9 protein-coding genes and 1 rRNA gene are annotated in these 13999 nt (G+C 37.8%); 3 read left to right on the plus strand and 7 right to left on the minus strand.

The features are described 5' to 3' along the window. Together D5018_RS18310 and D5018_RS18315 are read right to left on the minus strand one after the other, a co-directional pair. Positions 1–217: ribosomal RNA gene (locus D5018_RS18310) — 16S ribosomal RNA — on the minus strand; the annotation flags it as partial. Between the two features lie 531 nt (positions 218–748). Then, positions 749–5230, minus strand: a complete 4482-nt coding sequence (locus tag D5018_RS18315) for an AAA family ATPase (RefSeq protein ID WP_121840440.1) — start codon at positions 5228–5230, stop codon at positions 749–751. A 149-nt stretch (positions 5231–5379) separates the two neighbouring features. On the opposite strand from D5018_RS18315, the gene D5018_RS18320 reads away from it, so the two are divergent. Next, complete coding sequence (locus D5018_RS18320; RefSeq protein ID WP_121840441.1) at positions 5380–5931, plus strand: gamma carbonic anhydrase family protein; 552 nt, start codon at positions 5380–5382, stop codon at positions 5929–5931. Between the two features lie 143 nt (positions 5932–6074). Here D5018_RS18320 and D5018_RS18325 read toward each other — a convergent pair whose 3' ends face one another. Continuing rightward, the gene (locus D5018_RS18325; protein WP_121840442.1) at positions 6075–6491 is read right to left on the minus strand and encodes a hypothetical protein; all 417 of its coding nucleotides are present in this window, start codon (positions 6489–6491) and stop codon (positions 6075–6077) included. Positions 6492–6717: 226 nt separating this feature from the next. Continuing rightward, positions 6718–6981 carry a DUF1488 family protein gene (locus tag D5018_RS18330; RefSeq protein WP_165905105.1) on the minus strand — a complete coding sequence of 88 codons (264 nt, stop codon included), beginning with the start codon at positions 6979–6981 and terminating at the stop codon, positions 6718–6720. A gap of 164 nt (positions 6982–7145) precedes the next feature. On the opposite strand from D5018_RS18330, the gene D5018_RS18335 reads away from it, so the two are divergent. Both D5018_RS18335 and D5018_RS18340 read left to right on the plus strand, forming a co-directional pair. After that, positions 7146–8357, plus strand: coding sequence for a tyrosine-type recombinase/integrase (locus D5018_RS18335; RefSeq protein ID WP_121840444.1), 1212 nt, complete (start codon positions 7146–7148; stop codon positions 8355–8357). 450 nt (positions 8358–8807) lie between these two features. Next, a complete protein-coding gene (locus D5018_RS18340; RefSeq protein ID WP_121840445.1) occupies positions 8808–9038 on the plus strand; it encodes a hypothetical protein in 231 nt (76 codons plus the stop codon). Between the two features lie 383 nt (positions 9039–9421). On the opposite strand, the gene D5018_RS18350 is transcribed toward D5018_RS18340, so the two are convergent. The 3 genes from D5018_RS18350 to D5018_RS18360 all read right to left on the minus strand — a co-directional run. Next, positions 9422–11941, minus strand: coding sequence for an ankyrin repeat domain-containing protein (locus D5018_RS18350; RefSeq protein WP_133309336.1), 2520 nt, complete (start codon positions 11939–11941; stop codon positions 9422–9424). Positions 11942–12265: 324 nt separating this feature from the next. Further along, positions 12266–13192 (minus strand): hypothetical protein, encoded by a 927-nt coding sequence (locus D5018_RS18355; RefSeq protein WP_121840448.1) that lies wholly within the window; start codon positions 13190–13192, stop codon positions 12266–12268. 539 nt (positions 13193–13731) lie between these two features. Beyond that, positions 13732–13999, minus strand: a 268-nt coding sequence (locus D5018_RS18360; RefSeq protein ID WP_165905106.1) for an IS66 family transposase, incomplete at its 5' end; no start/stop codon positions are given.

The raw sequence follows: 13999 nt of genomic DNA on the forward strand, positions 1-13999 counted from the left end.
GAGAAGTCCGAAGAGCCTCCCCTTTTCCCCGTAGGGTTTATGCGGTATTAGCCATCGTTTCCAATGGTTATCCCCCACAACTGGGCAAATTCCCAGGCATTACTCACCCGTCCGCCGCTTGACGCCGAGGTGCAAGCACCTCTCGTTTCCGCTCGACTTGCATGTGTTAGGCCTGCCGCCAGCGTTCAATCTGAGCCATGATCAAACTCTTCAATTAAAAGTTTAATTTTAAGTCCGCTCTTTTTACAGAAACAGACTGCTCAATGAATTCTGTCGTGATTAACTTAATTAAAAGCCAATCGTTTGCATGTCTGAAATCAGTCTTACCTAAGTAAGTTTGATTTCTATCTATGCGGACTCTTCATTGATAGAATTTTTGTTAGCACCCGAAGATGATAACTGGATGTTTCTATCTCTGTGAGTGTCCACACAGATTTGCTTGATACTTATTTTTAAAGAACATTGTGCTTTATTAGCACCCCGTCGAAGCATTCTCTTCAGCGGGTCAGGGCTGCGTATTCTACGCATTTTCCTGTGGTCGTCAACAACTTTTTTAAAGTTTTTTTCGACCGTTTAAAAAGTGACTTAATCGCTTTCTAAACCCTGACTTGCTAGCTGCTATAACATCGTCTGTTTCGCTGCTGTGCCGTGTCAGTGGTGGCGCATTATAGGGAGCTTAGAATTTTGCGCAACCCCTTTTTTTAGTTTTTTTGCTAAACGGCTTTCGCATGCCGATTTATTGTTCAGCTTAGGTATATATGCCGTTCGTCATAGAAACCTTAGAAGTAAGCATTTCACACTCTTTAAGGTATTCTTTCAATCCTTTAAAATCCCAAGTGTATGTTTCTTTACCTTTGTCTTGGATGGGTACGGCAAACTGATGTATCCCCTCATGAGTGAGTTGACGTGATTTGTGACCTTCAAGGGTTCTAAGCAGTTGTCTTTGCGTATTTATAGTACAAGGATAGTGTTCTTGAATATATTCCTCTTGTTCATCATGGCTTAGCTCGTGCTCTATTTGATATTTTGCAATCGGAGGTTTTGTAAACTGAGCATCTTTCCAAAATCTCAACGAATATTTGTTCACAAACACCACAAAAATAATGTTTTTGCTTTTTTGTCTTAAACTTTCCTCTATGCCTGAGACTATCACTGCTTTTTCATTTGGTTTGCTTACCAATAATGATTCTAGGTCTTCAATGATTAATAAGCTTTTCACCTGTTCAGTCGTTTCGCTCAAGGTCATTATTACTGATAAGTCACTTGCGCCTTCTTCTAATCTTTCATAGTGATAAAATCCTGATGCCCCCTCGACCAGATTTCGTAAAAATTGCTCCATACGGATAGCTTCACTTTTGTCTACTACAATGATTCCATTTCGCCCTCTAACCATTGTAATCGTTTCACACATCTTCTTTATTTGGCTTAATACTTTTTCTTCTGCATCGCTCATTCTGTAAGGCGGTAATTCTTCTTGATACTCTTTAGCTAGTTTTTCCTGATTTTGCTTGATTTTTTCTGGAGAAAATAATGCATCTATTAAGTCTCTTTCTTCCACACTAAAGGGGGCTGTAGCCGAACTATCTTTTTCTTGTGCATGTTGTTTTGCCAATTGAAATGCTTTATCCATATAGAAAACTACATCTTTTGCACACGCCCCTTTTGAGCACATCAATTTTGTAACATTTGCTAATTGCTTACTATCAACCTTAAGTTCGAACTTTTCTTTATTCTCTTCCGTTTTCTGCTTTATTATTTCAGCACATTGGTTTTCATTTGGATTAGACATCTTCAATTGCAATCCCATCCGCCCATTTCGCTTTAAACTTTTGGAAAATGCTGATAATTCACAGTTTGATGTCGCTATCACAACAACATTGAGGGAAAAGTATTCCTTGCCACCTTGACTACCTGGCTGAAATTGTTGAAGAAACCATCCATATGCAGCAGCTTGTTCGTTTGAGCGTCCTTTTTTTCCTTCTTTACCCAATAATAAATCCAGTTCATTAATGATATAACCGCGTCGAGGCCTTGAAAACGTTCTGTTTGATTTGTCTTTTAGCTTTTTTATTTCATTGTCATGACATAGTTCTTTAAAAAATTCTTCAAGGTTTTTTTTTGTTGCTTCTGGATCAGAGCCCAATAATTCGCTGCCTCCAATGCTTTGTATTTCAACAGGATTAATCCCAGCACCAATAAGCGCATTGTATGCTATTGATGATTTTCCATTACCAGGCAACCCATGAAGCAAAATAAAATTGTTCATGGCCGCTGTACCAAATGGCATGATCATTCCATCAATTAGCGATATTGCGATATCTTCTACTCCAACTAGCCCTTTACACAGTCTTGCTTTGGCTTTCTCTACTGAACAAGGCGGAATGTGTTTCCCTGAAATAATGGTTGTATCTTCAAAAATGATATTCAGTTTAGTCCTAGTAGTGTATGCATAAGCAGGCTCCTTTGTTGTATCTCCAGTACCTGTTATACTCTTTACTTCGCCAACGATGATGCAACTTTTCCACTCATCATCAACATCTAACCAAGTATAAAATTCCTTACCTACTTCCAATACAACTGTCGTTAGTTGCTCTTTGATCAGGCTCTCAATATGTTCTTTAGAATGTTGATGAGCATGGCGATGGATGTCGTGCCAAGTAAACACAATATCAACCGACTCGGCCATCGGTAATGGGTGAGAGGATGCCACCACATCATACGGATAATGTCTTTCTTCTGTTATGGCATTACACAGATAGAGGTAATCACGAATAATATCTATTTCTCCTGTTGCTCTAGCAAAATAATATCTTCGCTGACCACTTCCTAATGAGATCACCACCAGTCCCTGTTGCCGTACTTCTGGCTGATGCCCCATAAATAATGTATCAAAGTTACTTTTTTCCATCGCTAAATAGTTATGGCGAAGAGCATTATTGGCAATGACACTTTTATTTAATATAGGTTCACTTGGCTCCCATTGAGTCAAGCAATATTCAAATTGATTCTTAACTTCAGGCTTCAATACCACAGAAAATTCTTTGCCAGTGAATGTATAGTGCAATGGGGTTATTAAATTAGGGGCGTCAAGTATCGGATTTCTGACCAATAGTGCCTTATTCCCTTCAGCATCCTTTACATCTTTCTCTTTTGCATGTTTTTTTTCTGTTTTTTGTGGAACTTGCTCATCTATTTCCAGAATAGGAGGGTTCACCAGTGCTAACTTCTCAGGAGGAAATAACGGGGAAGCCGTAAAAACGACTCTTAATGTTCTGAATCTCTGTTGCAGCGGCACTTCTCTGTCTTTTTCGACTAACACATTAGCATCATAAATGACATCCAAGTGATACACTAAGCCTTCATGTATCGGCAACGTATGTAAGGCTTGAGTAATGGCGGTTATCATAGGTGAATGTTCATTATACTTTAGTGGCAATAATGACTCACACTCTTGGTCATTTTCTAATCTTATATGTATTCGAGCGCTTCCAACTGGAGTTTCGTTATCTGTAAACGGCTTTAGTATTAGTGTTGGTTGATTCAATACGTGAGCATAATCGGGATTGATAATGATTTGCCCATGATGTAATCCAGGATGAGATACAACCTGAACTAACGTATTATTAATGTACACATTTTGCGTACGAATTTTGCTGGAGGGGCTCTTTGTATTTCCAGTTCGTTCTAATAACAACATATCTTCTACGCTAATGATAGAAAGGAGTTTGTGTCTAGGATTGGCCCAAATTTCGTTTTCAACTGGCTGATAACGTATTTTTTTGACCTGAACTGCCGTTTCTACTCGCTTGTTTTCATGCAGCTGACTGCAATACAGAGCGACTTCACACTTAGCCTTGTCTGGGTTGTATAAACTCTGCTTTTCACCGCTATCATTTTCAACATTCAATACCTTTACAGTGACGACTCCCATATGGGCGACATCGTTATCGGATAAACAAACAACAAATTCTTTGCCCTCATACATTGGAACAATTGGCAGCTGCTTTTTTACTAATTCATCTATTTTTACGTTCTTCAGTGCCGCTTGGTTAGTAAAATCTGGATGCCATTTCAGCTCTAATTCTATGGCTGTTGAATAACTTAAGCTTTTAGTTACTGGAGTAATATTAAATCTTGCATCTTTAATATCTGTAGTCGGAGCGATTGCCATTGTTGGTTCTTGAACATTTTCATCATGAGCGGCATAAACATAAGACTCGCATCCTTTTGCGTCTGTGAGACTAACCAGTATGCTTCCTTGCTCTCTCTTTTGTTCTGATAACGAAAGCAATCGAGCGTAATCTTTGTGATTGAGCTTTAAGTAGTTGTCAGGGAGTGAAGCTTTTACCGCTATTTTACTCACTAGTGCATTAGCACTATGACTTTGAGGGTGAGAGTACTTAAAGTCCGTTTCTGATGTGGGCACAAGCAGCAAAGAGAGTTTTTGGGTATCTGCTACTACAATTTTTCTAAACGTGCCTTTATTTTTATCAGCTTTATAGATTGGGGTAACTTCAAATTCGATATCTAACAAAAGCTGCTCATGTCTTGGAGCAACTTTATTACCACTATCTCGGTAGCGATTGACATTATAGGGAACTTTTATTTTATAACTCTGCCCTTGCTGGACAGGAACACCTGCTAGCGCCTGTGAAATACATTGGCTTATTGCACTGACTTCATTCCAACATATAGGCATAAAGCGCTCATTTACTGACTGGCTGAGTTTAATGGCAACTAACGCCTCGGAGAAAACAGGATATTTCTCATGAAGTTTCGTTACTTTTACAGTGTTATCACTCGTTTCAATGCTAGGATTAACAACAATCTCGCCACGAGGCACATTAGAGTGAGGTACAACTTTATGTGCATTTCCATTTATCAGTACCAGTAAGCTCTTTGAAAACAGAGCCATTTGAGCAAAGTCTTCCATGTTCATAAATGAACACAATGCCGTTGAATTATCAATGCACCTCGGGATTATTTGTGGGCTAGCTTGAATTAATGCAAGCGTTTTAATCGGTAATAAAAAAGGCTGAGGGTTAACTTGACTTGTATGTACATTTTGCTTTAATTGCTGAAAATCAACCACAACACTTGGTGTTATTCCTTCGCTAAAACTCCAAGATCGTTTTATCCTTACTTCGTTAGGATGGGTAACATTGTTATCTAAAAGGCGTTCCGCCTGTATAATACTGTCTGATTTTGGACATTCTCTCTTAATTACCATTGACTTCCTCCCAAAAAGATTCCGTCAATGCTGACATTAAGCTTTTTTACACTCAAATCATAATTAACATTATTAAGTTTAAATTCAATTAGTTATGGTTATTGTTAACGTATTTTGTTTTTTGTTTAAAATTTGTATGGAGTTAATTTATGCTTAACCCTCTAAGAACTTACCAAGGTATTTCACCTGTTGTAGGTAACTCTGTTTATATCGATCCTTTGTCGGTTTTAGTTGGCGACATTCACTTAGATGACGATGTCAGTATTTGGCCTATGGTGGCAGCGCGGGGTGATGTGAACTCGATATGTATTGGCAAGCGTTCCAATATACAAGACGGAACAGTACTTCATGTAACCCATAAATCGGAATCTAACCCAGCAGGTTATCCGCTTACGATTGGCGATGATGTTACCGTTGGTCATAAAGCTATGCTTCACGGTTGCACTATTGGTGATCGCGTTCTAGTTGGGATGGGTAGCTTGATTTTGGATAACGCCACCATTTGTGATGACGTTATTATTGGTGCGGGCAGTTTAGTGCCGCCGGGAAAAACATTAGACAGTGGATTCTTGTATGTTGGCAGCCCCGTTAAACAGGTTCGTCCTCTTACTGACAAGGAACGTGAATTTTTGGCTTACTCTGCCGCCCATTATGTTCGCTTGAAGGACAATTATATAAATGAGAGTTATGGAAATTTGTAAATAAATCCATATAAAACAAAATAGTTAATTCAGAAAATGGGCCATTAGGTAAATAATTGACACATCCATTGTAGATGAAATCATTTCTTTTTAGGTCCATTTTTCAACTTTGACTTTGAATATTAAATTTATTACCTTTAGGTTCAAACATTTAATCGTTGATATTCGCTCGTTACACTATTGTTACAGCTACTTTTCACCATATAATATATTCCGTATGCCGCACAGCCTAAGGGGGCACCAAGATACCCCCCGATAAATGCACCTGTAAGACCGTAAAATGCAACGCCTACTCCACCTCCTGTAACACCACCAACTGCTCCTCCTGTTACCATGCCGAAAAAAACACCAACTACACCGCAAGCAATGCCACTGGCACAAAAATCATCTACTTTTTCTTTAATTTGATAGTCGTGTCTATTAAATTCAACATATTTATCATTATTTATATCATCTGAATGAGAATGATTTTGTCCACAAGCTTGTGAGTAGGTCGGAGGTGCACCAAGTATACTTTGATATCCCCCTGTCGATTGTGTGATTGCTTCTACCTTGCTCATAAATAAGTCACCATTAAGTTGTTTAAAAAACGTTAAGATAATTGAAACTATTTATAATCACTAATCAACATTCATTTATATCAGACCGGTAGCTGAATAACTTTTGATATATAGCTTAGGTATTTGTTGGGTTATTAAGTTCAATATCTTTTGATAAACAATTATTCATGAAGTATAAATCCGGCAGACTTGTTTAGTTTTGCAACAACAGGTTAGAAAATATAAGTTATGAAAATAATACAACTCCTTGTTCATCCATGGCTTCTTTTTCGATAAGCTCTTCGAAAATATTTTCAAGATCGAAGCGTTTGTGTTCAGCTAACTCAAGGGCTTCTTTCTCGGTCGTGATACTTAATTGATATATCTCATTCAGCTTACTAAGGGTAATTTTGCATGGGATCAGCATTCCTTGTAGCTGTGCCTTTAAGGTAACAGCCTGTTCTTGCTCCGCCCACTCGATATCATCGATAAAAATAATACTTTGGTTCATAACTACTCCAAAACTGTACATTCAAGTACATTTACCATGTTATTTCAACAAGTTATTACCAATTCATTGCTCTTACTATTACTTTCCTAAACATCAATTTATATTGCTGAATACACTTTTGTGTACATGTTTGTACATAAAAACTCGAAAAGTGAGGTTTGAATATGGCATTAAGTGACACGTGGTTAAGAAAAGTAAATGGCAAACCCAGAGACAGAGTGCTTGAAAAGTCTGATCGAGATGGCATGGGCGTTCGCATATCTACAAAAAGTAAAGTCAAATTTCAATTTCGGTATCGCTATATAGGCAAAGCTTGTCGAATTGATCTTGGTTCTTATCCCGCTACTACTTTAAAAGAAGCTAGAGAGCTAACTCTTAGCTATCGGAAAAAACTAGAAAACGGATTAAACCCTAAGCAAGTAAAACAAGATAAAATTCAAAAAAACAGAGAAGCAATTACAGTCGATAAGTTATTTTACCTTTGGTATGAAGCTTACTGCAAAAATAACATTAAACATCCAGAAAACTTCAGAAGATGTTATGAAATTCATGTTTCATCTACCCTTGGTGATCAAATATTTAATTACGTCACTCTTTTTGAGTGGCTTACGTTGTTTGAGCAATTAGCTCGTAAATATACTACTGCTACCACTCATTCACTTGCTATTGTTAAGTCCATGACCAAGTGGGGGTATAAAAGACAGCTCATTCAGAATAAAGATCCACTCGATATTAGCCCTAAACATGATTTGAAGATGAAAAGTAATGCTAGAGATAGGATCTTAACTGATAACGAACTCAAGCTCTTCTTTTCAGGACTTCAAAATTCACGTTCAAATGTGCAAATCAAAATTTTGCTTCAATTATTACTTCACTTTGCATGTCGAGGAGCTGAATTAAGATTTGCTAAAAAGTCCCACTTTGATCTTAAAAATAAAGTTTGGGTAGTTCCCCCTGAAAATCACAAAATCGGCCATCTGACCAATAAGTCGATCAAACGAGCAATCATAGATGAGGCAATACCGCTATTGGAGTTTGCTTTTTCACTAACAGATAGTGAATATGCATTCTCACTTGGTGAAAGACCTATTTCCAAAAGTACATTAGCTATTCAGCCTTCATTTATAAGGAAGGTCTGTAATAGATTAGGCACACCAATGGAGCATTGGACGATCCATGACTTAAGACGCACAGCAAGAACTAGACTTTCAAAACTTACAAGTTCAAATATTGCTGAAAAAATCTTAGGGCATACGCTACCAGGAATCCAAGGTGTTTATGACCAATATGATTACCTTGAGGAACAACAAATCGCTTACAAGGCTTGGTGGAAAGAAGTAGATAAAATTGTGGGTTATAAAGCCACTAATTTGTAGTGGTGTTATACAACTTTTTCTTTGATGTACTTTTGACGACGATGTTCAAACGTTAAATTTGTAAGTCGCCAGAAATACAAACTCAATACTGTGAATTGCTACCTTTACTGCTTTTCTCACGCTGCAATCGAGTTCTTTATCATAGTTGCCATAACTCACTTCTGGACAAAAGCTTCACAGAAATTCTGTTTTTTAATCATTGCAAAGCATTATTTAATAAAGTTCGGGTTAAATGGCAAACCCTCGAATTGTTCGGTAAATATACAGTCACATATGATAAATTGTATTAATAAAGTTACAAAATTGGATTTTTAGTTATTAATAGTTCAAATTATTTCTTAATTAGGTTATCAGTTGCTAATTAACCGATAGACCTATTACCTCACATTAATAACGCTAATCCTCTGAGTTCATTGTATTCAGCCCCTTTAACCTAAAGAGTAATAAACCGTGACAGTACAAGCCACACATTCTCCTAACACAGCCATTATTAATCGTCAGGAACATCACGAAACCGAAGAACCAATACACAATTTTAATATTGGAGTTCCCACCAAACTTTTTACGGGAGTATTATTTGGTGCTTCGGTTCTTGCAATGAGCAATCCTATGAGTTTTGGGGTTACATTAGCGGGAGGGTCAGCAATCGCTATTACAAGTAAGCTTGTTAGTTTTTTTTAACCAGAAGTCTGACGGCTCAGAGGGTATCCATTACGATACAGCAGCCATGATTGCTTCTGGGATAATCTCAATAGGCGTTCCCAATGTATCAATCTTGCAAGCTGTTAAGATTGCCTGTGCAGGTCTTATTGCTACAAAGGTTTCCCAAGATATACAGGCTTAATTCAGCCAATCTTTACTCGCCAGAGTTTAGGCTGCACCTTTGGTCGAGTACTTTATGTCACACACAACTCTCTTGAAACTGTAACTCTTGTAGCTAAATTTTGTTCATAAAAAATGAAAAGTATCATGCTAGATTCCTCTGAAACGCCTTTCCAGAGGAAAATCGAAGTACTTTATATCCAGAACTAAGTACGTTATTGGACACAAAAACGATTTTGCCTTTACCAAAACCACTTACTTTTAGCTTTAGGCGCTTCAGAAACACTTGCTTCTGATTGAGGCTTCTCTAGCAGATGGATGATATCTGCATTACCTTGCTCTTTGGCTAGTTCAAGTGGTGTTTTATCATCAGATTCAATACTTTTATCTGCTTTGGCACAGAGTAACTGTTTCACTACTTTTACATGACCACTCCAAACAGCTAGGAAAAGCGGTGTATGTCCTTTTACTGATTTGATGTTTGCATCAGCTTGCTGTTTCAGTAAATAATCAACAATCTCGGTTTGACCTGTTGAGCAGGCCACATGAAGTAGTGTAATTGAATCCTTTGCAATTTCATTTTCAATTAACAGATTAACATCAAAATCGTATGGTAATTCTCTAATCAGCAATTTCAATTGGTCGAGACTTCCACTGGCGCAAGCATCAAACATCGCTTGGGTATATTGTTTAGTTAGCTGAGGAGGAACGGTGATAGCTTTAGCTATTGATTTGCTGCTCGTTTGTGGTAAAGGTGCTGTACTAGATAAGGGTTTGGCTGCATGACCATTTTCTCTCGACGGTTGTATATCTTGCAATTCAACATCGTTTGTTTGTGATTCTTTAATTTCTGGCTGCTGTTGCTCTGACTCTGGTTGTGGTGGCCGTTCTAAATCATATTTAGCTTTGATTGCATCTTTATTTTTGCAAACTGCAATTGTTGTAACGATAGCCGCAGTAGCGGCACAACCTACAACGGCAACGCCACCGACAACACCACCTGCGATTGCGCCGCCATTAATACCACTTTCAGGTTCAGCGTTTAACGTTGGTTCTGGTGTCGTTTCTGGCTGTCCTGTGCTTGGTTTTGGTAATGGTGGTTTTGTCATTTGTGGCAGCTTTGCCGTGGAGTCTGGATTTGGTAAAGGTGGTTGTGTAGGTGGAACATTGGGTAACGGTGGTTGAGTATTAGATGGATTTGGTTGTGGTTGTGGTGGTAAACACCAAGGGGTTGAATTAGCGCAAAAAGATAAAGGGAAATCTGATCTATCACCAAGTATAGAACAAAAGTTATAGTTATCTTCATTGCAATTTTTTGTTATTCTAATACCAAAATAATCTGAATCTAAACATTTTACTTGTTCTAAACAATCGTTATTTAAAGAATATAAATCAGAATTTTTTTCATTTGGAATAACAAATTTACATTTTTCATCTTTATCTATATTAGTTGCATATGCTCTATAATCTAACCTTTCTAAAGTTTCACCTATTTCTATTCCGTTATATGTTTTTATGGTTAAGTTTGAGCATTCGACTAATGGTAAGCCGCTAGGGGTATGCTGTGGCTCAGCACATGTAGAACTATGAATTACATTTGTTATTGTTGTTGGTTGCAATACGGGTACAGGTTCAGGTTTGGTAGGCGGTTTACAAAATGGCAAACCTGAATTACTGCCACAAAAATTACTCGTTAAAGTTTGAAGATTAGGATCGCCACAACTAACAGGGTTTTGATTACATGAAGCAGTTTTTCTTATCCCATAATATTGACCGTCTGAACATTCAACTTGTTCAAAACAATCATTATCGGTAAACGTCCATACCCGTTCTACTCCTGATAAAAATTTTTGATAGCTAATCTTGCATAATGTTGTATTTGCCCCTTTTGTTCTGAACGCTTTGTTATCCATTGAAATCGGCGGAAAACCAGCACCATCAAAAGTTTGTTCTGGAAAATCAAAACATTCAGCTTGAGGATAAGTTGCTGTCGGAGTTATAACAATCGTTTCGTTAAAACTTGTATAATTACAAAGTGGATTAGGTTCTTGTTGCGCTTGTCTTGCGTGTCTGTGTTTCGGTATAGGTCGAGGGACGGGCGCACTGGTAAACAAGTCATTAATTGATTCAACGGCTTTACCAGATAAATAACCCGTAGCAAAGCGGCTAACTAACTTTGTCCCTGAATACGTCCAGCTATCAGGCTTAATACCTAAATCATTGGCTAAATCATCGTGTAACTTGTCAGTAGCTCTAATTGCTAAAAAGCCAGCAAGGGCTATTTCTGCGGTGATTAATACGGGTGAACCTTTGGCTATGGAAAATGCACCAAAGGCAATCATAGCGGCTGCATCGTAAGGAATGCCCTCAACTCCGTCTGACTTCTGATTGAAAAAACCGATCAGTTTAGCGGTGATAGATATTGCCGTTCCTCCCGCTAAAACAGCCCCTAGGGTAACGGGATTACTGGCTATGGCTGCAAATGCGCCACCGATTAAAACACCTGTAAACATTTTTGTAGGTGTACCAATATTAAATCGACAGATAGATTGTTCTGGTTGTTGCCAAGGCTGTCTATTTACGTCTGTTGTAGTGGTCGTAATGGTACCCATAACTAACACCCTTATGCCTACGGTTATAGAATCTGTGCTACTCGTTTCTGCACTGGAGTGTTGTTCGTACAATTGGTTTACTAATCTTTCAATACATACGAAGCCAGCAAGAACATTTGGATAGCTCATTCCTTTCTGATCGGTTTTCATAATTAATTGAATTAGAGCAGTAAATATATTCAACTGGTCAATAAATAATCTACCTTTATTAAGCAGAATTAATCGAAATATTCAAACTTAAATGTATAAACTATATTTTTTTTGAAATAACTAGAGTTTGATAGTGAAGATTTCCAGAGGTTTCTTGGCAAAGAAGATACTCAATGTTAGAGTTAAAACACTAACGCGTTTCGGGGCATTTTCGAGTCAGGCTACGTTCTGATCTGACTCGTCAATGGACATTTTTGAGTTTGCCAGCGATCACCACTGGCACATCAATTGGTGATATCAATAGGTTTCCGCATGGTTCTATTTTCAAACACAAACCCGATGAATATATCTGGTTAATGTTTTAGGAAATGAATGAAAATCATTTAGATCGTTTTCTATTCCTTGCTCAATCAGTTTATTCGCCATTTTTAAAATAACTTGACCTTGTAACCAGTGTGCTTTTGTATTTTGTGGCTCATTTGTTGTTTCATATAAGAACGCTTCTAAACATTGATTGAAATTGACTACATCTAAGTTTCTGCGATTCTTTGGATTTTTTGATAACTCCTGACACCATGCCTTTAGAATTTTCATGAGGACTGAAGTTCGAACCGATCCGGCTAGTGCCAGTTTAAGTTTTGTTGACGCACTGACTTTATGTACATTATCTGCTCTCTTTATTATTCGCGCGGAAGTAGGTGATTTGCTAGAGGCTACTCTTTTCACAACAATATCTTCAGGAGGAGTTAGCTTTCGCCAATTAAACGAATTTTCAGAGATCGGTTCTAAACGGTTCGCACAATAATAAGATCTGCTCCAATCCAAGCTTAGCGCTCGATATTGCATAGAAGGTTCGGTTTTATCTAGTGATTCTTTTTGCGAGGTAGCATAAAGCCATCTGTATAACCTGGGATCGTGAAAGAAAAGCTTTTTACAGGTCGTTGAATGCCGCTGTTTATCAATGGTTTTTATGTTATTACCCATAAAATCATCAAATTCACACAGCCGATTCCAATCATTTTCATCAGGAAGCAAGACTCTAATAGCGCAATTATAATCACTGACATTTAATAGTGATTCCATTTCAAATAGGATGCTACGAGCAATTACTGCATCATAAGATGGAGAGGCTATGGGTATTTCATAAAATGTCCGTTGACGGGCAGGCTGACGTTTAATTTTCTGAGAACCTTCTTGAAGAGTATAGCGATGATTAAATCCATTGTTTTGTAGACTCGGGGGAATTGACATGAGCATCTCTATTGTATTCGGTAGATTAGGTTCTAGAGGTTAGCGTACTTTTTAAGATTGATAGAAGAAATAGACCGTAACTGAATAAAGTTTACAAACATTTACTTCCAACCAATATGAGGGATAACTGGATTATCCAGATAGAATATGAATCTTTGAAAATGGAACAATTAACCATAATCTAGTCTGTGTAGAGTGGATACAAAAGTAAGTGGAATCATGTCCTGTGAAGGTTTGGGGCATTTTCGAGTCAGGCTACGTTCTGATCTGACTTGTCAATGGACAAAAATGTGCCAGCCGATTCTATCTGCACAGGTTTAAACAAAAACAAGTCCCGTTATCAATTAACAGCAAAGCTACTTCTCTTTTAGTTTTAATCAGCCCGATATTAGTATCATGTTTGATTGGGTCCAATCAGCCATGTGCTCTCTTATCATTTTCTAAAAGCGAGTTTTCTGACTCGACATAACTACGTTTAAATAATGTTATTAAATACTTTAAGCTACATCAATTGTAATCCTTCACCAGCGTAGTATTGACTAATCGCTGGTGAGGTTAAACACGTCTGGATAGGGTTTTCTTTCTGTTACTGCTGTAACAATCTCCGATATGACATCAAGTGCCGATAGGCCACGCTTTTTACAAGTCTCAACCACAGACAATACTCTAGAACGGAACTTATCTCCTTGGTCTGAGCTTGTTCCAAAGCAGTTTTTACGCATGATTACCGTACCTCTAATGCAGCGCTCAGCTTCATTATTGGTAAGTGGTGTCCCTTGGTAATTAACAAAGACCCATAACCCTGTT

Origin of the sequence: Parashewanella curva (genome assembly GCF_003675895.1) — a bacterium.
Lineage (GTDB): Bacteria > Pseudomonadota > Gammaproteobacteria > Enterobacterales > Shewanellaceae > Parashewanella > Parashewanella curva.